General features: G+C 55.4%; 21 protein-coding genes and 7 tRNA genes. 2 read left to right on the forward strand and 26 right to left on the reverse strand.

Annotated elements, in window-relative coordinates:
- Positions 1–56: 56 nt before the first annotated feature.
- From rlpA to leuS, 9 genes are all read right to left on the reverse strand, one after another.
- Positions 57–1,163, reverse strand: a complete 1,107-nt coding sequence (gene rlpA, locus LOC22_RS16815) for an endolytic peptidoglycan transglycosylase RlpA (RefSeq protein ID WP_230239070.1) — start codon at positions 1,161–1,163, stop codon at positions 57–59.
- A gap of 16 nt (positions 1,164–1,179) precedes the next feature.
- Positions 1,180–2,292, reverse strand: coding sequence for a peptidoglycan glycosyltransferase MrdB (mrdB, locus tag LOC22_RS16820; RefSeq protein WP_015571139.1), 1,113 nt, complete (start codon positions 2,290–2,292; stop codon positions 1,180–1,182).
- Between the two features lie 2 nt (positions 2,293–2,294).
- Positions 2,295–4,196, reverse strand: coding sequence for a peptidoglycan DD-transpeptidase MrdA (mrdA, locus tag LOC22_RS16825; protein ID WP_015571138.1), 1,902 nt, complete (start codon positions 4,194–4,196; stop codon positions 2,295–2,297).
- 28 nt (positions 4,197–4,224) lie between these two features.
- Complete coding sequence (gene rlmH, locus LOC22_RS16830; RefSeq protein ID WP_003858701.1) at positions 4,225–4,692, reverse strand: 23S rRNA (pseudouridine(1915)-N(3))-methyltransferase RlmH; 468 nt, start codon at positions 4,690–4,692, stop codon at positions 4,225–4,227.
- Positions 4,693–4,695: 3 nt separating this feature from the next.
- On the reverse strand, positions 4,696–5,013 hold the full coding sequence (gene rsfS / locus LOC22_RS16835) for a ribosome silencing factor (protein ID WP_003858696.1): 318 nt from the start codon (positions 5,011–5,013) through the stop codon (positions 4,696–4,698).
- 268 nt (positions 5,014–5,281) lie between these two features.
- The gene (gene nadD, locus LOC22_RS16840; RefSeq protein ID WP_003858694.1) at positions 5,282–5,947 is read right to left on the reverse strand and encodes a nicotinate-nucleotide adenylyltransferase; all 666 of its coding nucleotides are present in this window, start codon (positions 5,945–5,947) and stop codon (positions 5,282–5,284) included.
- Positions 5,940–6,971, reverse strand: a complete 1,032-nt coding sequence (gene holA, locus LOC22_RS16845) for a DNA polymerase III subunit delta (RefSeq protein WP_032652963.1) — start codon at positions 6,969–6,971, stop codon at positions 5,940–5,942. Before holA ends, nadD begins: the two co-directional genes overlap by 8 nt.
- Positions 6,971–7,540 (reverse strand): LPS assembly lipoprotein LptE, encoded by a 570-nt coding sequence (gene lptE / locus LOC22_RS16850; protein WP_047355452.1) that lies wholly within the window; start codon positions 7,538–7,540, stop codon positions 6,971–6,973. The genes holA and lptE overlap by 1 nt, the downstream gene beginning before the upstream one ends.
- Positions 7,541–7,554: 14 nt before the next feature.
- Positions 7,555–10,137 (reverse strand): leucine--tRNA ligase, encoded by a 2,583-nt coding sequence (leuS, locus tag LOC22_RS16855; protein ID WP_015571136.1) that lies wholly within the window; start codon positions 10,135–10,137, stop codon positions 7,555–7,557.
- Positions 10,138–10,351: 214 nt separating this feature from the next.
- Between leuS and LOC22_RS16860 the strand changes: the two genes are divergently transcribed.
- Positions 10,352–10,834: a zinc ribbon-containing protein gene (locus tag LOC22_RS16860; RefSeq protein WP_003858689.1), complete on the forward strand. Its 483-nt coding sequence runs from the start codon at positions 10,352–10,354 to the stop codon at positions 10,832–10,834.
- 56 nt (positions 10,835–10,890) lie between these two features.
- On the opposite strand, the gene rihA is transcribed toward LOC22_RS16860, so the two are convergent.
- The 10 genes from rihA to miaB all read right to left on the reverse strand — a co-directional run bounded on the left by rihA (position 10,891) and on the right by miaB (position 21,138).
- Entirely contained in the window at positions 10,891–11,832 is a 942-nt protein-coding gene (gene rihA / locus LOC22_RS16865) for a pyrimidine-specific ribonucleoside hydrolase RihA (RefSeq protein WP_023296115.1), read from the reverse strand.
- A 119-nt stretch (positions 11,833–11,951) separates the two neighbouring features.
- Positions 11,952–12,677: an amino acid ABC transporter ATP-binding protein gene (locus LOC22_RS16870; protein WP_017382465.1), complete on the reverse strand. Its 726-nt coding sequence runs from the start codon at positions 12,675–12,677 to the stop codon at positions 11,952–11,954.
- Positions 12,677–13,351, reverse strand: coding sequence for a glutamate/aspartate ABC transporter permease GltK (gene gltK / locus LOC22_RS16875; protein WP_003858686.1), 675 nt, complete (start codon positions 13,349–13,351; stop codon positions 12,677–12,679). Before gltK ends, LOC22_RS16870 begins: the two co-directional genes overlap by 1 nt.
- Positions 13,352–14,092: a glutamate/aspartate ABC transporter permease GltJ gene (gltJ, locus tag LOC22_RS16880; protein ID WP_015571133.1), complete on the reverse strand. Its 741-nt coding sequence runs from the start codon at positions 14,090–14,092 to the stop codon at positions 13,352–13,354.
- A gap of 154 nt (positions 14,093–14,246) precedes the next feature.
- Positions 14,247–15,152 carry an amino acid ABC transporter substrate-binding protein gene (locus LOC22_RS16885; RefSeq protein WP_003858681.1) on the reverse strand — a complete coding sequence of 302 codons (906 nt, stop codon included), beginning with the start codon at positions 15,150–15,152 and terminating at the stop codon, positions 14,247–14,249.
- Positions 15,153–15,532: 380 nt separating this feature from the next.
- Entirely contained in the window at positions 15,533–17,071 is a 1,539-nt protein-coding gene (gene lnt, locus LOC22_RS16890; protein ID WP_230239071.1) for an apolipoprotein N-acyltransferase, read from the reverse strand.
- Positions 17,072–17,076: 5 nt separating this feature from the next.
- A complete protein-coding gene (gene corC, locus LOC22_RS16895) occupies positions 17,077–17,955 on the reverse strand; it encodes a CNNM family magnesium/cobalt transport protein CorC (protein WP_003858679.1) in 879 nt (292 codons plus the stop codon).
- An 84-nt stretch (positions 17,956–18,039) separates the two neighbouring features.
- Positions 18,040–18,507: an rRNA maturation RNase YbeY gene (gene ybeY, locus LOC22_RS16900; RefSeq protein ID WP_017694310.1), complete on the reverse strand. Its 468-nt coding sequence runs from the start codon at positions 18,505–18,507 to the stop codon at positions 18,040–18,042.
- Positions 18,504–19,550: a PhoH family protein gene (locus LOC22_RS16905; protein ID WP_003858674.1), complete on the reverse strand. Its 1,047-nt coding sequence runs from the start codon at positions 19,548–19,550 to the stop codon at positions 18,504–18,506. Before LOC22_RS16905 ends, ybeY begins: the two co-directional genes overlap by 4 nt.
- Before the next feature lie 163 nt (positions 19,551–19,713).
- Complete coding sequence (gene miaB / locus LOC22_RS16910) at positions 19,714–21,138, reverse strand: tRNA (N6-isopentenyl adenosine(37)-C2)-methylthiotransferase MiaB (RefSeq protein WP_017382461.1); 1,425 nt, start codon at positions 21,136–21,138, stop codon at positions 19,714–19,716.
- Positions 21,139–21,273: 135 nt separating this feature from the next.
- On the opposite strand from miaB, the gene ubiF reads away from it, so the two are divergent.
- On the forward strand, positions 21,274–22,449 hold the full coding sequence (gene ubiF, locus LOC22_RS16915) for a 3-demethoxyubiquinol 3-hydroxylase (protein WP_230239072.1): 1,176 nt from the start codon (positions 21,274–21,276) through the stop codon (positions 22,447–22,449).
- 105 nt (positions 22,450–22,554) lie between these two features.
- On the opposite strand, the gene LOC22_RS16920 is transcribed toward ubiF, so the two are convergent.
- From LOC22_RS16920 to LOC22_RS16950, 7 genes are all read right to left on the reverse strand, one after another.
- Positions 22,555–22,629 (reverse strand) — tRNA-Gln (locus LOC22_RS16920).
- A gap of 34 nt (positions 22,630–22,663) precedes the next feature.
- Positions 22,664–22,738, reverse strand: a tRNA-Gln gene (locus tag LOC22_RS16925).
- A gap of 41 nt (positions 22,739–22,779) precedes the next feature.
- A tRNA-Met gene (locus tag LOC22_RS16930) sits at positions 22,780–22,856 on the reverse strand.
- A gap of 17 nt (positions 22,857–22,873) precedes the next feature.
- A tRNA-Gln gene (locus LOC22_RS16935) sits at positions 22,874–22,948 on the reverse strand.
- A 32-nt stretch (positions 22,949–22,980) separates the two neighbouring features.
- A tRNA-Gln gene (locus LOC22_RS16940) sits at positions 22,981–23,055 on the reverse strand.
- Between the two features lie 23 nt (positions 23,056–23,078).
- Positions 23,079–23,163, reverse strand: a tRNA-Leu gene (locus LOC22_RS16945).
- Between the two features lie 8 nt (positions 23,164–23,171).
- Positions 23,172–23,248 (reverse strand) — tRNA-Met (locus LOC22_RS16950).
- Positions 23,249–23,461 lie beyond the last annotated feature (213 nt).

Consider the following 23,461-nt stretch of genomic DNA (forward strand, 5'->3'; position numbering starts at 1 on the left):
TCATGAGAGTGTTAACGTGCTTTACACAAACTGACATTTCGGATACCACCGAATAATTATTTTGCAACAGCGATAAACGACTGGAGCTGCGCCTCGCTCTGCAAACGCTGTTGCAGGGACCCTGCCTGCGATTTGCTGGCAAATGGACCCATCTGGATACGCCATACCGCACCGTTTTGCTCAACGCGGCCTGGCACGCCAAACTGCTTGCTTAAACGCTGCTGATATTGCTCTGCACGGGTCCGATCGCTGACGGCGCCAACCTGAACCACGTAGCTGCCGCTCGCCGTCGCAGGCGCCGCAGTCTGCGTAGCAGCAGGCGCGGTCACCGGGGCGGGTTGTGTAGCGGGTGCAGCAGCGACGGGCGCAGGCGCTGGGGCAGGTTCATTTGATTCAATCACGCCCGGCGCTAACGTGGTGGGTGCGCCAAGGAAACCACTGCTTTTCACCGGGGCGCCGGTCGCGTCTTCACTTTGCAGCGTATCGTTGCTGATAGCACGCACTTCACCCTGCGGCTGTGCGGGCTCTGCCGGCGTTGAAGCGCCCCCCATACCACCGCTCAGATCCGGGCGAGCGGGCAGGGCATAGGTCTGTTTCGCGACCGTGGTACAGGCCGTGCCCGGGCCAGACAGTGAACCATCCTGCGCCACGATAATCGGGTCGATACGCACTTTAGTATTGTTTGAGGTGTTCAGACGGTCGGCCGCCGCGCGGGACAGGGAGATCACGCGATCGGTGCCGTAAGGACCGCGATCGTTGATACGCACCACGATCATTCGGCCATTCGCCAGGTTAGTGATGCGTGCATAGCTCGGGACAGGCAACGTCGGGTGTGCCGCCGTGATCTGCATCGGATCGAAGGTTTCACCCGACGCGGTCAGATTGCTGCCGGGCTCAGCATCATAGATGGCAGCAAAGCCAGCCTGGCTGAAACGGGAAGGATCCTGAACGATTTTATAGCTTTTACCGTCGCGCTGATAATCCTGATTCACGCTGGCGTTCAGCGGTTCATAAACGGGATCGGCACCGCTAATCTCAACAATCGGGCCATTACAGACCGCAGGCTGCGGCGGCGCGACGGTTGCCTGTTGCTGACCATCATCACTTGTACAGGCGGCAAGTAAACTTGCTGCGATGCAGATCCCCAGCCACTGCTTACGCATTGCGATCCCCTTATTTTTATACGCTTTTGGACAACATTTTCCTGTGGGTATGGATCGACATGACGATACCAAACCCGGCCATCAACACGATCAGTGCCGAGCCCCCGTAACTCACCAGCGGCAGCGGTACGCCAACAACCGGCAGAATACCACTCACCATACCAATATTTACGAAGACATAAACGAACAAAATCAACATTAATCCGCCTGCCATCACGCGACCAAAGGTGGTTTGCGCGCGCGCGGCAATCCACAAACCTCGCATGATCAGCAGCACGTAGAGTGCAAGCAGCACCAGGATGCCAACCAGCCCTAACTCCTCAGCCAGAACGGCAAAGATAAAGTCGGTGTGGCGTTCCGGTAAAAATTCGAGCTGCGACTGCGTACCGTGCAGCCAGCCTTTACCACGCAGGCCTCCGGAGCCAATCGCAATCTTCGACTGAATAATATGATAGCCTGCGCCCAGCGGATCGGTCTCGGGATCGAGCAGCATCATAACGCGCTGACGCTGGTAATCATGCATCAGGAAGAACCAGAGGATAGGGATAAACGCGGCAACCAGCACCACGGCGATACCAATCAGACGCCAGCTCAGGCCGGACAGGAACAGGACGAACAGGCCGGAGAGGGCGATAAGAATTGAAGTACCGAGGTCCGGCTGTGCGGCCACGAGCAGCGTCGGCAGGAAAATCAGCACCAGCGCAATAGCGGTATTTTTCAACGACGGCGGGCAGACGTCGCGGTTAATAAAGCGCGCCACCATCAGCGGGACGGCGATTTTGGCGATTTCCGACGGCTGGAAGCGGACAATCCCCAGATCCAGCCAGCGTTGCGCCCCCTTCGAGATGGCGCCGAAAGCATCTACTGCCACCAACAAAATGATACAGAAAATATAGAGATAGGGCGCCCAGCCCTCGTACACGCGCGGCGGTATTTGCGCCATCACCACCATAATGACCAGACCCATGGCGATCTGGCCGATTTTACGCTCCATCATGCCGATATCCTGGCCGCTGGCGCTCCAGATAACGAGGGCGCTATAGACCAGCAGAGCCAGCAGGATCAGCAGCATGGCAGGGTCGATGTGGATCTTGTCCCACAGCGATTTTTTATTCGGATTATCCGTCATGATTATTGGTCCTCCGCCGCAGCGGCTGCCGGGTTTTCAGCTGGCAGTTCGGTGTTGTTGTCACCCAGCATGATGTGGTCGAGGATTTGACGCATGATGGTACCCACCGCCGGGCCTGCGCCGCCGTTCTCAAGAATCATCGCCACCGCAACCTGCGGGTTATCATAAGGGGCAAACGCCGTCATGAGCTTGTGGTCACGCAGACGTTCGGCAATTTTATGTGCGTTATAAGTTTCATTCGCTTTCAGACCGAAGACCTGAGCCGTACCTGATTTCGCGGCAACCTTATACGGTGCGCCAGCGAAATATTTGTGCGCCGTCCCGTTAGGGCGGTTGGCTACACCGTACATGCCGTCTTTCGCGATTTCCCAGTAGCCGGAATGAATGTCACCCACCGGCGGCTCGTGCGGCTGTATCCACGGCACTTTTTTGCCGTCTTCAACGGTGCTTTGCAGCAGGTGCGGCACTTTCACAACGCCATCGTTAATGAGGATCATCATTGCCTTGTTCATTTGCAGCGGCGTTGCCGTCCAGTAGCCCTGGCCGATCCCCACCGGAATGGTGTCACCCTGATACCAGGGTTTTTTAAAGCGCTTCAGCTTCCATTCGCGGGTTGGCATGTTGCCGGAACGTTCTTCCGCCAAATCTATGCCGGTGTAATGCCCGTAGCCGAATTTGCTCATCCATTCAGACAGACGGTCAATACCCATGTCGTAGGCGACCTGATAGAAGAAGGTATCCGCCGACTCCTCCAGTGATTTGGTCACGTTCAGATGGCCGTGGCCCCATTTTTTCCAGTCGCGGTAGCGTTTCTCAGAGCCAGGCAACTGCCACCAGCCGGGGTCAAACAGACTGGTATTACGGGTGATGACGCCCGCGCTTAGCGCAGACACGGCGACATACGGTTTAACCGTTGAAGCTGGAGGATAAACCCCCTGCGTCGCGCGATTCACCAGCGGCGTGTTTGGATCGTTGAGCAGGCCGGAGTAATCCTTGCTGGAGATGCCATCCACGAACAGGTTCGGATCGTAGCTTGGCATCGAAACCATCGCCAGAATGCCGCCGGTACGCGGGTCGGTCACAATAACCGCAGCACGGCTACCCGCCAGCAGCGTCTCGATATACTGCTGTAGCTTCAGGTCGAGCGTCAGATAGACGTCATGCCCCGCCTGCGGGGGAACCTCTTTCAGCTGACGGATCACGCGGCCACGGTTGTTAACTTCAACCTCTTCATACCCGGTCTGACCGTGCAGCACGTCTTCGTAATAACGTTCGATCCCCAGCTTGCCAATATCATGGGTTGCGGCGTAGTTAGCCAGCTTGCCGTCTTTATCAAGGCGTTCGACGTCTTTATCGTTGATTTTGGAGACGTAACCAATGACGTGCGTCAGCGCGGAGCCGTAAGGATAGTAGCGGCGTTTATAGCCTTTGACTTCCACACCGGGGAAACGGTACTGGTTAACGGCAAAACGGGCGACCTGCACTTCCGTCAGGTTGGTTTTTACCGGAATGGAGGTGAAGCGGTGAGAACGTGCACGCTCTTTTTTGAACGCAGCGATATCGTCATCAGTCAGGTCGACAACGCTTCTCAGCGCGTTCAGCGTATCCTGCACGTTATCCACTTTCTCGGGCATCATTTCTATCTGGTAGATGGTGCGATTGAGCGCCAGCGGCGTGCCGTTACGATCGTAGATAATGCCGCGGCTGGGCGCGATGGGCACCAGCTTGATACGGTTTTCGTTTGAGCGGGTCTGGTAATCGGTATAGCGGACAATTTGCAGATTATAGAGGTTGGCGATCAGCACGCCGGTAAGCAGCAAAATCCCCGTAAAGGCGACCAGCGCCCGGCGCACAAACAGCGCGGACTCAGCCGTATAGTCGCGAAAAGAATTCTGTAGTTTCATCCGCTGCTTAAATTACCCTGGTCAGTCATTACTCGCGGTGATAAGGGTGGTTGGTAGTGATGCTCCATGCGCGGTATAAACTTTCTGCCACGAGAACCCGTACAAGCGGGTGGGGCAGCGTCAGCGCCGAGAGTGACCAACTTTGTTCTGCTGCCGCTTTGCAGGCGGGAGATAACCCCTCTGGTCCGCCAATCAACAGACTGACGTCCCGACCATCCTGCTTCCAGCGCTCCAGTTCGTGCGCCAGCTGCGGCGTATCCCAGGGTTTGCCCGGGATATCGAGGGTCACGATGCGGTTTTTGCCTGCGGCAGCCAGCATCAGCTCTCCCTCTTTATCGAGAATACGTTTGATATCTGCGTTCTTGCCGCGCTTTCCTGCTGGGATCTCCACCAGTTCGAACGGCATATCTTTTGGGAAACGACGCAGATACTCAGTAAAACCGGTTTGTACCCAGTCCGGCATTTTGGTGCCGACGGCGACCAGTTGCAACTTCACGCATTAACCCCAGAGTTTTTCCAGCTCATACAGGCGACGGCTCTCTTCCTGCATGACGTGGACAATCACATCGCCGAGATCGACAACCACCCAGTCAGCGGTCGCTTCACCTTCAACGCCCAGCGGAAGCAGCCCTGCCGCGCGCGATTCCTGAACAACATGGTCAGCAATCGAAACAACGTGACGAGTTGAGGTCCCGGTGCAGATGATCATGCAGTCGGTGATGCTGGATTTACCCTTAACGTCGATAGCGATGATGTCCTGACCTTTCAGGTCATCAATTTTGTCGATAACAAAATCCTGGAGTGCTTTACCCTGCAAGTTTTCCCCCTGGGTGTATGAGATTGTACAACTATGAATTCGTGGTCAGTCAGTATACCTGAACTGACGCCAGTCGCGGGACAAATGTCACCGCCCGGCTTTTGAAGGCGGGTATCATCCCACCCTCCGCCTGATATTGCATCGCCATTTTTGTAAAACAATTTCTGTAAAGCAGCGATCGGCGGGAAAGTCTGGCAGCGGAGGATATCAGTATGGCTTAGCCTGTCAAGGCAGGATAATCATTAACGGACAATTTCGCCGGCGATGCTCAGACATCTGTACTTTTCTGATACAGACCGTGCGCATGGATATAGGCCAGCACGGGCGAGGGGAGGAGATCGTCACAGTCTAAACCCTGCTGGAGACGCTCGCGGATGAGGGTTGCGGAAATATCAAACCACGGCGTTTCAGCGAGGTAAATTTTCCCGGCGGGGAGACTGTGCAGGTCTTCTATATTGTCCGTCAGATGCGCGTCAAGCCACTGCTGATGCTGTGCGTCGCGCATGGTCAGCGGGTAGCCCGGACGGCGGCAGACCAGCAGATGACTGTTTTCCAAAATGGTTTCGTACTGGTACCAGCTGGGAAAGTTGAGCAAGGAATCCTGGCCGATGATAAACGCCAGCGGTTTCATGGGCCCTTGCTCAGCGCGCCACTCCCGCAGCGTTTGCGATGTCCAGGAAGGGGTATCCCTGCGCAGTTCACGCTCATCCAGCGTGAAGAGAGGCTTATCGGCGATAGCCAGTGCGAGCATCGCTTTACGCTGCTCGCTGGTTGCTTCTGGCTGAGGACGGTGCGGCGGAACATTGTTGGGCATGATGATTACCCGCTGCAACCCAATCAAATTCGCGAGGATTTCTACCGGCTTAAGATGCCCATAGTGTACCGGGTCGAAGGTCCCGCCATACATTGCCTGTAAAGAATGCATATCACCCATCGATAAATACGTCTGCCAGCGCCTTATGGCAGAGCAGCAAAGAGAGGCTCTCCAGCTCCGCCCAGACAGACTGGCCGTAATCCTGTTTTAACGTCAGTTCGGCGCGCATCAGAAGTTGTACTGCCTGACGCAACTGCTCCTGGCTCAGGCGGTTTATCGCCTCCGTGGTCATCGCCCGACGGTTTTGCCAGACGCGATGTTTGTCGAATAAGGCGCGCAGGGGTGTGTGTGCTGACTGGCGTTTAAGGTTGTTCAGCAGCAGTAATTCGCGCTGGAGCGTACGGAGCAGAATGACCGGCTCACTCCCTTCCAGGCGCAGCTGTTGCAGGATGTGCAGAGCACGCTTACTTTTCGCCGACAGCAGCGCATCAACCCAGTGGAAGGGGGTAAAGTGCGCGGCATCATTCACCGCCTGTTCCACGCGCGGCAGCGTCAGCTTACCATCGGGCCACAGCAGGGCGAGCCTGTCCAGCGCCTGCGCCAGTGCCAGAAGGTTGCCTTCGTAGCAGTAGCACAGGAGCTGACTGGCGGCCTCATCCAGCTGCAAATTGTGCTGCTTTGCTCGCGCGGCAACCCATTTTGGCAGATGCGCCTGCTCTGGCGTCTGGCAGGTGACCAGCACCGCACTGGGGGCTAGCCGGGTAAACCAGGCCGCGTTTTCCTGCGCTTTTGTGAGTTTGTTGCCGCGTACGATAAGCAGCAGATCGCTGTGTAACAAACTCACCAGCATAGCCAGCTGTTCATTGATGGCAGCGTTAGGACCATTCTCCGGCAGCAGGATCTGGATTGTCTGACGAGAGGCAAACAGGCTCATGGCCTGACAAAGCGAGAAGATAGCGTTCCAGTCGGTACTGTTATCGATCTGGAACGTATGATGCTCATCGAAACCCTGTGCGGCTGCCGCATGGCGAACCGCATCAAGGCTTTCCTGAAGTAACAGGGGGTCATTGCCGAGTAGCAGATAGGCCGCGCGCAGCCCTTCGTTGAGCTGCGCGCGGAGTTGTTCAGGATACAACCTGATCATCAGTTACCCATGAAAGTTGAATCCAGATTTGATTTAACATCTGGTTTCTCAATGATGTCAGCACCTTGTCTGGAAGTTGCCATAATACTTGGCAATTTACGAATCAGCTGTTCTGCTGCCTTATCATACATTTCATTGATAATTATTTGCTGCTCAGCGCTTTTGGCTAGCGCTGTTTGTGGGTTATCAAAGAAGGAACGATAAACTTTGGTATTGATCGGATAAATGTCCTTACCCGGCAGCAATACTGTTGCGTTAACCGACATTACCATCTGGTACTCTGCCGTACGACCATCCTGGAAAATAGAAGCCGTGTCTTTATTCAGACTCATTCCCAGAAGACGGAACGATGGCACGTCCTGGCGAAGTGTTCCTTTCTCAATAATTTCAACGCCGTTCAAACGCAGCTGGTTACGAACGGCCCGGCTCAGCGGTCCGTTCGGATCGGATGAGTCGAAGATCATCGTTTTCATCTGAGCTGGCACTGCCGTGGTGTTGCGCAGGTGCCAGCCGCAGCCAGCGGTGACAAGCACCGCCAGAGATAAGAGTATTGTTGCCAGTTGTCGCACGTTTCCTCCCGCGCTTAGCCAACGACCAGATTCAGCAGTTTACCCGGTACGTAGATCACTTTACGTACGGTAACGCCCTCAAGGTATTTCGCGACCAGATGCTCCTGGCCTGCGCGCTCGCGAACCTGTTCTTCGGTTGCGTCGACCGCGACGGTAATTTTACCGCGCACTTTACCGTTAACCTGCACCACCACCAGCGTGGTGTTTTCCACCATAGCGGATTCATCCGCCACTGGCCACGGCGCGTTGTCGATATCGCCTTCGCCTTTCAGCTCCTGCCACAGGGTGAAGCTAACGTGCGGCGTGAACGGGTTAAGCATGCGAACGACCGCCAGCAGCGCTTCACGCATTAAGGCGCGATCCTGCTCGCCGTCCTGCGGGGCTTTCGCCAGCTTGTTCATCAGTTCCATAATAGCCGCAATTGCGGTATTGAAGGTCTGACGACGACCAATATCATCGGTGACTTTCGCAATGGTTTTATGAACATCACGACGCAGCGCCTGCTGATCTTCGCTCAGTGCAGCCACGTTCAGCGCTGGCGCATCACCCTGAGAGGTGTGCTCGTACACCAGTTTCCAGACGCGTTTCAGGAAGCGGTTTGCCCCTTCAACGCCAGATTCCTGCCATTCCAGCGTCATATCTGCCGGGGAGGCGAACATCATGAACAGACGCACGGTGTCAGCGCCGTAACGCTCAACCATTACCTGCGGGTCGATACCGTTATTTTTCGACTTGGACATCTTGCTCATGCCGGTATACACCAGTTCATGACCTTCGGCGTCTTTCGCCTTCACGATACGGCCTTTCTCGTCGCGCTCCACAATCGCATCAACCGGAGAAACCCAGTTACGCTCGCCGTTCGCGCCAACGTAGTAGAACGCATCTGCCAGCACCATACCCTGACACAACAGCTGTTTTGCCGGCTCGTCGGAGTTGACGAGGCCTGCGTCACGCATCAGTTTGTGGAAGAAGCGGAAGTAGAGCAGGTGCATAATGGCGTGTTCAATGCCACCGATGTAGATGTCTACCGGCAGCCAGTAGTTTGCTGCATCGGAATCCAGCATGCCTTCTTTGTACTGCGGGCAGGTGTAGCGCGCATAGTACCAGGAGGATTCCATAAAGGTGTCGAAGGTGTCGGTTTCACGCAGCGCTGGCTGACCGTTGACGGTGGTTTTCGCCCATTCAGGATCGGCTTTGATCGGGCTGGTGATGCCGTCCATGACCACGTCTTCCGGCAGGATCACTGGCAGCTGATCTTCCGGCGTTGGCATCACGGTGCCATCTTCCAGAGTCACCATTGGGATTGGCGCACCCCAGTAACGCTGACGGGAAACGCCCCAGTCGCGCAGACGGTAGTTCACTTTACGCTCGCCCACGCCCAGGGAGGCCAGCTTATCGGCGATGGCGTTGAAGCCTTCTTCGAAGCTCAGGCCGCTGAACTCACCGGAGTTAAACAGGGTGCCTTTTTCAGTCAGCGCTTGCTCAGAGAGATCGGGCTCAGAGCCGTCAGCAGCAAGAATAACAGGCTTGATGGTCAGGCCGTATTTGGTGGCAAATTCGTAGTCGCGCTGGTCGTGACCCGGCACGGCCATCACTGCGCCTGTGCCGTATTCCATCAGTACGAAGTTGGCTGCCCAGACAGGGATCGCTTCGCCCGTCAGCGGGTGAATGGCTTTAAAGCCGGTATCAACGCCTTTTTTCTCCATCGTCGCCATGTCGGCTTCGGCCACTTTAGTATTGCGGCATTCGTCGATGAAGGTCGCCAGTTCCGGATTGTTTTCTGCCGCTTTCTGCGCCAGCGGGTGACCTGCGGCCACGGCCAGGTAGGTCGCGCCCATGAAGGTGTCCGGACGGGTGGTATAGACGGTCAGGGTCTGGTCGTAGTTCTCAACGTTGAAGGTAATTTCCACACCTTCGGAACGGCCGATCCAGTTGCGCTGCATGGTCTTAACGGTATCTGGCCAGTGGTCCAGATTATCCAGATCGTTCAGCAGTTCGTCAGCGTAGGCGGTGATTTTGATAAACCACTGCGGGATCTCTTTACGCTCTACTTTGGTGTCGCAGCGCCAGCAGCAGCCGTCGATAACCTGTTCGTTCGCGAGAACGGTCTGGTCATTCGGGCACCAGTTAACGGCAGAGGTCTTCTTGTACACCAGGCCTTTTTTATACAGCTCGGTAAAGAATTTCTGCTCCCAGCGGTAGTATTCCGGGGTACAGGTTGCCAGCTCGCGACTCCAGTCATAGCCAAAGCCCAGCATTTTCAGCTGGTTTTTCATGTACGCAATGTTGTCGTACGTCCACGGAGCCGGTGCCGTGTTGTTTTTCACCGCCGCGCCTTCAGCAGGCAGGCCGAACGCATCCCAGCCGATAGGCTGAAGAACGTTTTTGCCCAGCATACGCTGGTAGCGCGCAATCACGTCTCCGATGGTGTAGTTACGCACGTGGCCCATGTGTAGTCGACCAGAAGGATAGGGAAGCATCGACAGGCAGTAATACTTCTCTTTGCTCTCGTCTTCGGTTACTTCAAAGGTGCGCTTCTCGTCCCAGTGTTGCTGGACTTTTGATTCTATCTCTTCCGGGCGGTATTGCTCTTGCATGGCAGCCAGTGGTCCTGTGTTCAATACAGCTACAAATGTAGCCAATGGATGTGGTAATTCAGATCCGCATAGCATAGCCCAAACGCCCGCGTCAAAACAGCCTTTCACGCAAATGCACTTTGCAGGAATTTACCGGGTCTGTGCTTCACCTGACAAAGCGGCGGCGAAATAAGGTCTATTATTAGAGACAGTTACTTACCCGGGAGGCAAAATGATGAACAAGGTTGCTCAATTTTACCGTGAACTGGTAGCGACTCTGACGGAACGGCTGCGTAACGGCGAGCGTGATATCGACGCGCTGGTCGAACAGGCACGCGCACGCGTGACGCAAACGGGTGAGTTAACGCGAACCGAAGTGGAAGAGGTGACGCGCGCCGTGCGCCGTGACCTGGAGGAGTTCGCGCGAAGCTATGAAGAGAGCCAGGACGAGATCGCCGACAGCGTTTTTATGCGGGTCATCAAAGAGAGCCTGTGGCAGGAGCTGGCGGATATTACCGATAAAACTCAGCTGGAATGGCGTGAGGTGTTTCAGGATTTAAACCACCACGGTGTCTATCACAGCGGCGAAGTAGTGGGGTTGGGGAACCTGGTGTGTGAGAAGTGCCACCACCATATCGCCGTTTATACGCCGGAGGTGCTGTCGCTGTGTCCGAAGTGCGGGCACGACCAGTTCCAGCGTCGGCCATTTGAGCCGTAGGTAAAAGCAAAACTGTTTGCACCCTCTCCCTGTGGGAGAGGGGCGGGGTGAGGGCATCAGGCCGCAGAATAATAAGGCAGCCGCTCCGCCAGCAAATCCACAAACGCTTCCCGATCGATATCCACCATTACCGTGGTATTCGGCTTGTTTCCCGTCAGCGAGTAATAGTCCACCACCGTCATTCCCTGGGTATATTTCCCCTGTGTTTCCACACCAACCCAACGCTCGACCGTGGTAAACATTTCCGGCTTCAGCAGCCAGGCGATGGTGCATGGGTCATGCAGCGGGGCGCCGTGGAAGCCCCACTTCTCGGCTTTGTGATACTCCATAAAGAAGTCGAGCAGCTCGGCCACGGTCGTTGCAACCGGGTTGCCCACGGCGCGGAAGCGTTCAATATCGTCTGTCATAATCTGTGCCCGATGCGTCACGTCCAGCCCCGCCATCACAATCGGCAGGCCCGACTGGAAGACGATTTCCGCGGCTTCCGGGTCAACGAAGATGTTGAACTCTGCTGCTGGCGTCCAGTTCCCCAGCCCCATTGCCCCGCCCATGATGACGATACGGGCGATGTTGCTGTGCAGTTCAGGATGGCTGTTCAGCAGCAGCGCAACGTTGGTCTGCGGGCCGGTCGCCACCAGCGTCACGGGCTCTGCGCTCTCACGCAGCACCTTCGCCATGAGCTCGACGGCAGTGCAGTTTTGCGGTGCGAAATTCGGCTCCGGTAGCGCCGGGCCATCCAGCCCACTCTCACCGTGAACATTATCCGCAATGATCAGCTCGCGCATCAGTGGCTTAACGGCGCCACCTGCGACCGGAATATCGGTGCGTTTCAGCAGCGTCAACATGCGCAACACGTTTCGCAAGGTTTTATCCGGCGTCTGGTTCCCGGCGGAGGAGGTGACAGCTTTTACGTCCAGTTCAGGGGAAGCAAGAGCAAGGACGAGTGCGATCGCGTCATCATGACCCGGATCGCAGTCGAGAATAATTGGCTGTGCCATAGCGTTCTCCATTCTCAGCATTATTTGTGACAAGGTTAACGCTGCGATGTGACGCCGAATAGAAAAAGAGATCTAAAGCGTGAAGCAGTGCGCAATCCGCAGATTGCGCACTAAAAAGATTAATGCAGGATTTTGGCGAGGAAGTCTTTTGCACGTTCAGATTTAGGATTTGCGAAGAACTCTTCTTTTGGTGAGTCTTCAACAATTTTCCCTTCATCCATGAAGATCACGCGGTTGGCCACTTTACGGGCGAAGCCCATTTCGTGCGTCACCACCATCATGGTCATCCCTTCGTGCGCCAGCTCCACCATGACGTCCAGCACTTCGTTGATCATCTCAGGGTCGAGCGCGGACGTCGGCTCATCAAACAGCATTGCCACCGGATCCATGCACAGCGCACGCGCGATTGCCACACGCTGCTGTTGGCCGCCCGAAAGCTGGGCCGGGAACTTATTCGCATGCGCAGACAGCCCGACGCGTTCCAGCAGCTTCAGCCCCTTTTCGCGCGCCGCTTTTTTGTCGCGCTTCAGCACTTTGACCTGCGCCAGCGTCAGGTTCTCAATGATGGACAGGTGAGGGAACAGCTCAAAATGCTGGAACACCATCCCTACGTGAGAGCGAAGCTGGGCAAGGTTGGTTTTGCGGTCATTTACTTTGGTACCGTTAACGACAATCTCGCCCTGCTGGACAGGTTCCAGCCCATTAACGGTTTTGATAAGCGTGGACTTACCGGAACCGGACGGGCCGCATACCACCACCACATCGCCTTTTTTCACTTCCGTTGAGCAGTCGGTCAGCACCTGAAAGTGCCCATACCATTTAGAAACATTTTTCAGGGAAATCATTATACCGTCCTTTTCTTCAGCCAGCTGACCAACAGCGATGCGCTTAAACTAATCACAAAATAGACCCCGCCCGCGAAGAGGATCATCTCAACCTGCGTTCCGTCACGTTCGCCAATGGTGGAGGCGGTACGGAAGAAGTCTGCCAGACTCAGCACGTAGACCAGGGAGGTATCCTGGAACAGGACGATGCCCTGCGTCAGCAGCAGCGGAACCATGGCGCGAAACGCCTGCGGCAAAATAATGAGCTTCATGGACTGCCAGTGCGTCATACCGAGCGCCAGCGCAGCGCTGGACTGCCCGCGAGAGATACTCTGAATACCTGCGCGGATGATCTCTGAGTAGTAGGCGGCTTCAAACATGGAAAACGCCACCATGGCAGAGATCAGGCGGATATCGGTCTTTGGCGACAGTCCCAGTACGTTCTGTAAAAAGCCGGGAACAATCAGATAAAACCACAGCAGCACCATGACCAGTGGAATGGAGCGGAATACGTTAACGTAAGCCGTGGCAAACCAGGCGAGCGGCTTAAAGCTCGACAGGCGCATCACTGCCAGCAGGGTGCCCCAGACAATACCGACGATAATGGCGATAACGGTGATCTTTAAGGTGATTGCCAGTCCATCCAGCAGATAGGGCATGGAGGGAACAATGGAACTCCAGTCAAAATCGTACATTTATTTGCCCCCCAGATTGCCCGGCAGGCGTACTTTGCGTTCAACCAGGTTCATCACCAGCATGATGAAAGCGTTAATCAGAACATAGGCGAGCGTGATCGCCGTGAAGGATTCCCAGGCGTGAGCGGAGTAATCCAGCAGTTTGCCCGCCTGTGCCGCCATATCCACCAGACCGATGGTTGAGGCGATAGCCGAGTTTTTTACCAGGTTCATCATCTCGGACGTCATCGGCGGAACGATGACGCGGTAAGCGTTAGGCAGCAGTACGTAACGGTAGGCCTGGGGCAGAGTCAGGCCCATTGCCAGTGCCGCATTCTTTTGCCCGCGCGGCAGTGACTGTATGGCGGCACGTACCTGCTCGCAGACGCGCGCAGCGGTGAACAGCCCCAGACACAGCATAGAGGAGACAAAAAATTGTACGTTAGGATCCAGCTCGGCCTTAAACCACATGCCGAGATCTTCCGGCAGCAGTTCCGGGATCACCAGATACCAGGTAAAGAACTGCACGATCAGCGGAACGTTACGGAACAGTTCCACATAGAGCGTGCCAATCGAAGAGAGAAAACGGTTAGGGACGGTACGCAGAATACCGAACAGCGAACCGACAAGAAACGCGATAATCCACGCCGTTATCGATAACGCAACGGTAACCTGAAAGCCGCTCCACAGCCAGCCGAGATAGGTGGTGTTGCCGAACGGGGCTTGTTGCAGAAAGATGCCCCAGTTCCAGTCAATTGACATAGTAAACTCCAGAAAAAAAAGGGTAGCAGCGCTACCCTCGAAGATTGGTGAGAAGCTCAATTTTTGCGCTGAGTGGGGAACGACCACTCAACGTATGTCTGTCCATGCTTCCCGACAATCGAGAGGGCAGGAGATCCCGCCCCTGTCGTTCTAATTAGTTAAGAGCTTTGTCGTTTGGTGATTTGAACAGCGCTTTCATGTCGTCAGACAGTTCAAAGTTCATGTTCAGGTTTTTTGGTGGAATTGGGTTCTTGAACCATTTGTCGAACCATTTTGCCGCTTCGCCGGAGGTTTGCGCCTGAGCGATGGTGTCATCGATCAGTTTCTTGAAGTCCTCGTCACCTTTACGCAGCATACAGCCGTAGGCTTCTTTCGACTGGGCGGTACCGACGATTTCCCAGTTGTCTGGTTTCTTCGCTTTCGCGCGTTCGCCCGCCAGCAGGGCGTCATCCATCATAAACGCGACAGCACGGCCGCTTTCCAGGGTACGGAAGGAGTCGCCATGGTCTTTCGCGCTGATGATGCGCATGTCCATTTTCTTCTCGTCGTTCAGCTTGTGCAGCAGCACTTCGGACGTGGTACCGGAGGTCACGACAACCGCTTTGCCTTTCAGGTCAGCAAAATCTTTGATGTCGCCGCCTTTCTTCGTCAGCAGGCGGGTGCCCACAACGAAGATGGTGTCCGAGAAAGCGGCCTGTTTCTGACGCTCAAGGTTGTTGGTGGTTGAGCCACATTCAAAATCAAATGTGCCGTTTTGCAGCAGAGGAATACGGTTTTGTGAAGTGATGGGGATCAGCTTCACTTGCAGGTCAGGTTTGTTCAGCTTTTTCTTCACGGCTTCAACGATGGCGTTGGAGTAATCCTGTGAATAGCCCACGACTTTTTGCGTGTTGTCGTAGTAAGAGAACGGGACAGAAGATTCACGGTGGCCGACCACGATCACGCCGTTTTTGGCAATCTTGTCGAGAGTGCTTCCTGCTGCCGGAGCGTCTTCAGCGTGGACAACCCCCGCAGACATTCCCATAACCAGCATTGCTGTGGCCAGTTTACGTAATTGCATACCCAACTCCTTTCTTATCAGCGCCAGTGACGCATAGATACCCATTGTGATGTTGTTATATCTCGCGCAATGCGAGTGCAGTGTTATGCAAGCTTGTTAACATTTAGTCTGGCTTAATGTAAAGATTTTGCTGCGTTATTGTTTATTTTTGCGAAGCGCGCCGCACCATTCAGAGGCAATAATCCCTCGTTGCACCGTTTCGGTGCTACCGATGATCTACGCTGGTGCGACAAAGTTGCACGTTAAGCCAGACAGCGTTGATGTGAATAAACAAAGCAACAGGCGTGCCAGAATTGAAGTTTGGGAGGAAATTGTCGGGTGGCGGCGCTGGAGAGTAGGCCGGGTAAGGCGTAGCCGCCACCCGGCAACAGAAGGTAAGGTTATTTACGACGCTGACGCAGGCTCATCAGTACGGCGCCAAAGCCGAATAGCGTAGTCAGGATCCACAGCGGCCAGTGCCCGGTGCGCGCGTAAGGCGTAAGCCCGGTAGTTGGCGTGACGTTAGTAGTCAGCACCTCACGGGTAAATTGCGGGATCATGGCCTGGATTTCACCTTGCGGACCAATCACGGCGGTAATGCCGTTATTGGTGCTGCGCAGCAACGGACGCGCCAGCTCCAGAGAACGCATTCGCGCCATCTGGAAGTGCTGCCACGGGCCAATCGATTTACCGAACCACGCATCGTTTGAGATGGTCAGCAGATAGTCGGTGTCCGGGCGGAAATTATCGCGCACCTGCTCGCCGAGGATAATCTCGTAGCAAATGGCGGCCGTCAGGGCAAAACCGTGCGCATGCAGCTGCGGCTGAACGTAAGGGCCCCGGCTGAATGAGGACATCGGCAAATCAAAGAACGGTGCCAGTGGGCGCAGAATAGACTCCAGCGGAACAAATTCGCCAAACGGTACAAGGTGGTTTTTGTTGTAGCGATTGGTGGAGGTATAGCTGTATTCGCTGTCCTTACCGAGCGTAATGATCGTGTTGTACGTGTCATAGCGGTTCTGCTGATTGAGACGCGCATCCACAATTCCGGTGATCAGCGTACTGCCGCGCGCGCGCAGCAGATCGTCCATCATCTTCAGGAAGGGCTGCTGATTGATCTCCAGGTCCGGGATCGCAGACTCAGGCCAGATGATGAGCTGCGATTTGCCCATCACCTTTTCAGTGGCGTTGGCGTAGATTTTCAGCGTGTTCAGCAGCTGATTCTCATCCCATTTTAGGGACTGCGGGATATCGCCCTGTACCAGAGAAACCTGCGTGGTGCGCGCGGGCTCCAGCGTAAACCACTGGATATAACGCAGCGGGAAGGGCAGGGCAAACAGGATCAACGCGGCAACCAGCGGCTTCCAGTTACGTGTCACCAGAGCCAGCACCAGAAGGCCGCTGACCGCCATGAGCAGGAAGTTGATCGCCTCCACGCCCATGACCGGGGCCAGGCCTTTCAGCGGGCCGTCTACCTGGCTATAGCCGAACTGCAACCACGGGAAGCCGGTCAGTACCCAGCCGCGCAGAAATTCGGTGATTTGCCAGACAACGGGTGCCGCTATCGCCACGCGCAGCCAGGTCGTTTTTGGCCACAGGCGAGACAGGATGCCCGCGAACAGGCCGGTGTAGAGCGAGAGATAGGCGGCGAGCAGCACAACCAGGAAGACGTTAACCGGCCCCGGCATTCCGCCAAATTGCGCGATACTGACGTAGACCCAGTTGATACCAGAGCCGAACAGCCCCAGCCCCCAGAAGTAGCCAATGGCCGCGGCCTGTACCGGACGACGGTTCAGGGTAAGACCCTGTAGCCCCATCAGGGAGAGAATAGCGGCTGGCCAGATATCGTAAGGAGAAAAAGCCAGCGTACCGCTGGCTCCGAGTAACAGCGCCAGCAGCAAACGGACGCGCTGGCGTTCAAAGAGTGGGGCAAATGCCATTTACATTAATCTTCCAGTTTTGGCACCGGTGAGTCGTCCGGCATTCTGACGTGAACCTGAATAATACGTCGGCTGTCAGCCATTGCGACCTTGAACTGGTAACCATCGATGTCAACGGTTTCACCGCGGGCCGGAAGATGGCCGAAGGCCTGCATCACCAGACCACCAATGGTGTCCACTTCTTCATCGCTGAAGCTGGTGCCAAAGGTATCGTTGAAGTCTTCAATGGAGGCCAGCGCGCGCACGGTCCAGGTGTGGCGGCTCAGCTGACGGAAGTCGATATCCTCTTCTTCGTCATACTCATCTTCGATTTCGCCCACGATCAGCTCAAGGATGTCTTCGATTGTGACCAGACCGGAAACGCCACCAAATTCATCAATAACAATCGCCATGTGATAGCGCTGGGAGCGAAACTCCTTCAGCATCCGATCCACACGTTTACTTTCCGGCACAACCACGGCCGGGCGTAACACCTTTTCCATACTGAAGGCTTCGGCATCGCTGCGCATAAACGGCAGCAGATCTTTCGCCATCAAAATCCCTTCAATGTGATCTTTGTCTTCGCTGATGACCGGGAAACGTGAGTGAGCCGATTCGATAATCACATCGAGGCACTCGTCCAGCGTCTGGTTGCGTTTCAGGGTAATCATCTGCGAGCGGGGGATCATGATGTCGCGGACGCGCTGGTCGGCGATGTCCATCACCCCTTCGAGCATTTCGCGCGTATCTTCGTCGATAAGGTCGTTCTGCCCGGAATCACGAATCAGCTCCAGCAGTTCATCACGGTTTTTCGGTTCGCCGTGGAAAAGCTGGTTCAGAATGAGGGAGAAAAATCCCTTTTTAGTGGTTGTCGTGTCGCTACTGTGTGAATTGTCGTCGCTCATGGCGTTTGTTAAGGGTTCTCTTGTTAGTTCAATGTTAACCGCCGCGCTATGTCCCTGCGCGGCGGCATGGTAGTCAGTGACTGACTATTCTTTCTCGGCAATGTACGGATCCTCATAGCCCAGAGCAAGCATTATCTCTGTCTCGAGGGATTCCATCTCTTCCGCTTCGTCATCTTCAATATGGTCGTAACCCAGAAGATGCAGGCTACCGTGCACCACCATGTGTGCCCAGTGCGCTTCCAGCGGCTTTTGCTGCTCTTTGGCTTCCTGCTCAACCACCTGACGGCAGATGATCAGATCGCCCAGCAGCGGCATCTCAATGCCCGGAGGGGCTTCGAACGGGAAAGAGAGCACGTTGGTCGGCTTATCTTTCCCGCGGTAGGTCAGGTTGAGCTCATGGCTTTCTGCTTCATCCACCAGGCGAATCGTGACCTCTGATTCTTCCTGAAACTGGGGGATAACGGCATCCAGCCATTTCTGAAACTGTGCCTCTTCTGGCATGCCGGAATTATCATCACAGGCCAGCTGTAAATCGAGGATCACCTGACTCATTTCTGTTCATGCTCCTGCGCTTCGCGCTTACGTTCTGCGGCCAGTTCGGCCCTGCGCTTCTGATCTGCCTCTTCCCAGGCCTCATAAGCGTTAACGATACGCGCGACGACCGGATGGCGTACCACGTCTTCACTGTGGAAGAAGTTAAAGCTGATTTCCTCTACCTCGGCCAGGACTTCGATGGCGTGACGCAGACCCGATTTGGTGTTACGCGGCAGGTCAATCTGGGTGACGTCACCGGTGATAACCGCTTTCGAGTTAAAGCCAATACGCGTCAGGAACATCTTCATCTGTTCGATGGTGGTGTTCTGGCTCTCATCCAGAATGATGAACGCGTCGTTAAGCGTACGGCCACGCATGTAGGCCAGCGGAGCAACTTCAATCACGTTACGCTCGATGAGCTTTTCAACTTTCTCGAAGCCGAGCATTTCGAACAGCGCGTCATACAGCGGGCGCAGGTAGGGATCTACTTTCTGACTCAAATCGCCCGGCAGGAAGCCCAGTTTTTCACCGGCTTCAACAGCAGGGCGGGTCAGCAGGATACGGCGGATCTCCTGACGCTCGAGCGCATCGACCGCAGCGGCAACGGCCAGATAGGTTTTACCCGTACCCGCCGGGCCTACGCCGAAGGTGATGTCGTGGTCGAGAATGTTGGCGATGTACTGCGCCTGGTTCGGGGTACGAGGCTTAATCACGCCGCGTTTAGTTTTGATGTTGATGGCTTTGCCATAGTCCGGCACGCTTTCCGCGCTCTGCTCAAGCACGCGCGCCTCTTTAATGGCCAGGTGGATCTGTTCAGGTTCAATATCCTGGATCTCACCGCGCATCGGGGCGGTATCAACATACAGGCTGCGGAGAATATCTGCCGCGGCGTTGACGCAGATTGGGCGTCCGGTGAGTTTGAAATGGTTATCGCGACGATTGATTTCGATACCCAGACGTCGCTCCAGTTGTTTGATATTGTCATCAAACGGCCCGCACAGGCTCAGCAGGCGAGCGTTGTCTGCGGGCTCAAGGCTAATTTCACGCGTATCTATGTTCAAACTGTTCCTCTTTAATTGGTTAACTGACCTGTGGCCACACGGCGTAATAAAACGGTCATTACCGAAATTATTCACGCCACAGAATAAAGGCGCAAGCGTTGCGGTAGATATTGGGGGTGATGAGAGGAAATACAAGGCCTGCCGGACAGGCAGGCCAGGAGGATCACGGCTGGTAAATACCTACGCCAGAATCGTTGACTTTGCGGGTGCGAGAGATAACGGATTCCGGCGTCTCGGCAATACGCAGACCCATTTCGTCCTCAGTGCGTACCACCTTCCCGCGCAGCGAGTTCGTGAGTACTTCGACAATCTCGACGTCCACAAACTTACCGATCATGTCCGGGGTGCCTTCAAAATTCACCACGCGGTTATTTTCGGTTCGACCAGACAGTTCCATGACGCTCTTACGGGAGGTGCCTTCCACCAGAATACGCTGGACAGTACCGAGCATACGACGACTCCAGGCGTTGGCCTGCTGGTTGATACGCTCCTGTAGAATATACAGACGCTGCTTTTTCTCTTCTTCCGGCACATCGTCAACCATATCGGCCGCAGGGGTGCCCGGGCGCGCAGAGAAGATAAAGCTGTAGCTGACGTCGAAATTCACCTCGCCGATGAGCTTCATGGTGCGCTCAAAGTCATCAGCGGTTTCGCCAGGGAAGCCGACGATAAAGTCGGAGCTAATCTGGATATCCGGGCGCGCTTCACGCAGCTTGCGGATGGTGGACTTATACTCGAGCACCGTATGTGGACGACCCATCAGGTTCAGCACGCGATCAGAACCGCACTGGATCGGCAGGTGCAGGAAGCTCACCAGCTCTGGCGTATCGCGATAGACGTCAATAATGTCGTCGGTAAATTCCATCGGATGGCTGGTGGTAAAGCGAATGCGGTCGATGCCGTCAATCGCCGCCACCAGACGTAGCAGTTCAGCAAAGCTGCCGGTGGTACCGTCGTAGTTTTCCCCGCGCCAGGCGTTCACGTTCTGACCCAGCAGGTTCACTTCACGAACGCCCTGCGCGGCAAGCTGCGCGATTTCAAACAGAATATCGTCTGCCGGGCGGCTCACTTCTTCACCGCGGGTGTAAGGCACCACGCAGTAAGTACAGTATTTGTTGCAGCCTTCCATGATGGAGACGAAGGCGGTCGGGCCATCAGCGCGCGGCTCAGGCAGACGGTCAAATTTCTCGATCTCCGGGAAGCTCACGTCAACCACCGGGCTACGGCTGCCGCGAACCTGATTAATCATCTCTGGCAGGCGGTGCAGGGTCTGAGGGCCAAAAACGATATCCACATAGGGGGCTCTCTGGCGGATCAGCTTACCTTCCTGCGATGCGACGCAGCCACCCACGCCAATAATCAGGTCCGGATTTTTCCGTTTGAGAAGCTTCCAGCGGCCTAACACATGAAAAACTTTTTCCTGTGCTTTTTCACGAATTGAACAGGTGTTCAGCAGCAGCACATCGGCTTCTTTCGCATTTTCAGTCAGCTGGTATCCGTGGGTGGTATCCAGCAGATCGGCCATCTTCGATGAATCGTATTCGTTCATCTGACAGCCCCAGGTTTTTATATGGAGTTTTTTAGTCATCGACTTGCTCAGCTCAGGATTGCAAGCCGCGTATTGTAATGCTTTGGTGCGGTTGTGACCAGTATGAAGGTTGTCAACCTCAGGGCCGCAAAAATCCGGTAAACTTAAGGTATTCTCCAATAAGGAATAGTGACCATGACACTCCTGAAAACCGAAGTTGCCGTTGTTGGCGGCGGTATGGTCGGCGGCGCACTGGCGCTGGGGCTGGCGCAGCAGGGATTTGACGTAACCGTTATTGAACAGGCGGCTCCGCCGGCATTCGATCCTGCCAGCCAACCGGACGTGCGTATTTCCGCCATCAGCGCGGCCTCTGTTGATCTGCTTCGCGGGCTGGGCGTCTGGGAGGCGGTGCTGGCGATGCGCGCGCACCCATACAGCCGTCTTGAAACCTGGGAGTGGGAAAATGCTCACGTGTCGTTTGATGCCGCCGAGCTGAAACTGCCGCGCCTGGGCTATATGGTGGAAAACAACGTGCTCCAGCAGGCACTCTGGCAGGCGCTGGAGGCGCACCCGAAGGTGACGCTGCGCGTTCCGGACTCGCTGAAAGCCCTGCATCGTCATGATGGCGGGTATCTCCTGACGCTGGACAACGACGATGAGCTGGCCGTGAAGCTGGTGGTAGGGGCGGATGGCGCGAACTCGCAGGTCAGGCTGATGGCAGGCATTGGGATCCATGCCTGGCAGTACCAGCAGTCCTGCATGCTGATCACCGTTCAGTCAGAAAACGCGCCGGGCGAAAGCACCTGGCAGCATTTTACGCCGAACGGCCCGCATGCATTCTTACCGCTGTTTGATAACTGGGCCTCGCTGGTGTGGTACGACAAACCGGCGCGCATTCGACAGTTGCAGGGGCTGTCCATGGATCAGTTGCAGCGCGAAATCCGCCAGCACTTCCCCAGCCGTCTGGGCAACGTGACCCCGGTTGCCGCCGGCGCATTCCCGCTGATGCGACGCCATGCGTTGCAGTATGCCCGTGAAGGACTGGTGCTGGTGGGGGACGCGGCGCACACCATTCATCCGCTGGCGGGGCAGGGGGTGAATCTGGGATACCGTGACGTCGATGCGTTACTGGATGTGCTGGGTAACGCTCGCGCCCACGCGGAAGCCTGGGCCAGCCATCAGGTACTGAAGCGCTACCAGACGCGCCGTATGGCGGATAACTTCATTATGCAGTCGGGGATGGATCTGTTCTATGCCGGGTTCAGCAACGATGTTGGTCCGGTGCGTATAGTGCGCAATATTGGATTGATGGCGGCGGAGCGTGCCGGTGGGCTGAAGCGTCAGGCCCTGAAATACGCCCTCGGACTCTAATCCTTTTCCCCTCTCCCCGTGGGAGAGGGTCAGGGTGAGGGCATCAGGCCGCACAATTCTGTACAAAAACAAAAAAGCCCGCAGAGCGGGCTTGTTTGTTTTAAGTGGCTGGGGTGCAGGGATTCGAACCCCGGAATGCTGGTATCAGAAACCAGAGCCTTACCGCTTGGCGACACCCCAATTGCGTTAAACAAACTGCTTAACGACTTTAAAGTGGCTGGGGTACGAGGATTCGAACCTCGGAATGCCGGAATCAGAATCCGGTGCCTTACCGCTTGGCGATACCCCAACAATGTTCAGTTTACCGAATCGTATTCGATAACATAAATATGGTGGCTACGACGGGATTCGAACCTGTGACCCCATCATTATGAGTGATGTGCTCTAACCAACTGAGCTACGTAGCCAGTACTGCAATCTTCGATGGCTGGGGTACCTGGATTCGAACCAGGGAATGCCGGTATCAAAAACCGGTGCCTTACCGCTTGGCGATACCCCAATACCGCGGAGAACCGCATAATCGAAGAAATATGGCTGGGGTACCTGGATTCGAACCAGGGAATGCCGGTATCAAAAACCGGTGCCTTACCGCTTGGCGATACCCCATCCGTGCAACGCTTACCTGGGAATGGTGCGGGAGGCGAGACTTGAACTCGCACACCTTGCGGCGCCAGAACCTAAATCTGGTGCGTCTACCAATTTCGCCACTCCCGCAAAAAAGATGGTGGCTACGACGGGATTCGAACCTGTGACCCCATCATTATGAGTGATGTGCTCTAACCAACTGAGCTACGTAGCCATCTTTTTTTCGCGTTACCTTATCGGCGTTGCGGGGCGCATTATGCGTATAGACCCTTGCAGCGTCAACACCTTTTTCAATGAAAATAGCCGGAATGTGACTGTTTGGTTAGGTTGCGAACAGCGAGGCCGAATATTCGACAATTATTGGTTATTAATCGATTTTATGCGGAGAAAAGAGAGACAAAAAAATCAGGCCCCGGAGGGCCTGATG

This window comes from Enterobacter sp. AN-K1, assembly GCF_020971765.1.
Taxonomy (GTDB): Bacteria; Pseudomonadota; Gammaproteobacteria; order Enterobacterales; family Enterobacteriaceae; genus Enterobacter; species Enterobacter hormaechei_C.

Bases quoted from the DNA above. Each gene is read 5' to 3' on its own strand.
- rlpA (WP_230239070.1), bottom strand. From the start codon at position 1,163: ATGCGTAAGCAGTGGCTGGGGATCTGCATCGCAGCAAGTTTACTTGCC.
- mrdB (WP_015571139.1), bottom strand. From the start codon at position 2,292: ATGACGGATAATCCGAATAAAAAATCGCTGTGGGACAAGATCCACATC.
- mrdA (WP_015571138.1), bottom strand. From the start codon at position 4,196: ATGAAACTACAGAATTCTTTTCGCGACTATACGGCTGAGTCCGCGCTG.
- nadD (WP_003858694.1), bottom strand. From the start codon at position 5,947: ATGGGTGATATGCATTCTTTACAGGCAATGTATGGCGGGACCTTCGAC.
- holA (WP_032652963.1), bottom strand. From the start codon at position 6,971: ATGATCAGGTTGTATCCTGAACAACTCCGCGCGCAGCTCAACGAAGGG.
- leuS (WP_015571136.1), bottom strand. From the start codon at position 10,137: ATGCAAGAGCAATACCGCCCGGAAGAGATAGAATCAAAAGTCCAGCAA.
- LOC22_RS16860 (WP_003858689.1), top strand. From the start codon at position 10,352: ATGAACAAGGTTGCTCAATTTTACCGTGAACTGGTAGCGACTCTGACG.
- rihA (WP_023296115.1), bottom strand. From the start codon at position 11,832: ATGGCACAGCCAATTATTCTCGACTGCGATCCGGGTCATGATGACGCG.
- LOC22_RS16870 (WP_017382465.1), bottom strand. From the start codon at position 12,677: ATGATTTCCCTGAAAAATGTTTCTAAATGGTATGGGCACTTTCAGGTG.
- gltK (WP_003858686.1), bottom strand. From the start codon at position 13,351: ATGTACGATTTTGACTGGAGTTCCATTGTTCCCTCCATGCCCTATCTG.
- gltJ (WP_015571133.1), bottom strand. From the start codon at position 14,092: ATGTCAATTGACTGGAACTGGGGCATCTTTCTGCAACAAGCCCCGTTC.
- LOC22_RS16885 (WP_003858681.1), bottom strand. From the start codon at position 15,152: ATGCAATTACGTAAACTGGCCACAGCAATGCTGGTTATGGGAATGTCT.
- lnt (WP_230239071.1), bottom strand. From the start codon at position 17,071: ATGGCATTTGCCCCACTCTTTGAACGCCAGCGCGTCCGTTTGCTGCTG.
- corC (WP_003858679.1), bottom strand. From the start codon at position 17,955: ATGAGCGACGACAATTCACACAGTAGCGACACGACAACCACTAAAAAG.
- ybeY (WP_017694310.1), bottom strand. From the start codon at position 18,507: ATGAGTCAGGTGATCCTCGATTTACAGCTGGCCTGTGATGATAATTCC.
- miaB (WP_017382461.1), bottom strand. From the start codon at position 21,138: ATGACTAAAAAACTCCATATAAAAACCTGGGGCTGTCAGATGAACGAA.
- ubiF (WP_230239072.1), top strand. From the start codon at position 21,274: ATGACACTCCTGAAAACCGAAGTTGCCGTTGTTGGCGGCGGTATGGTC.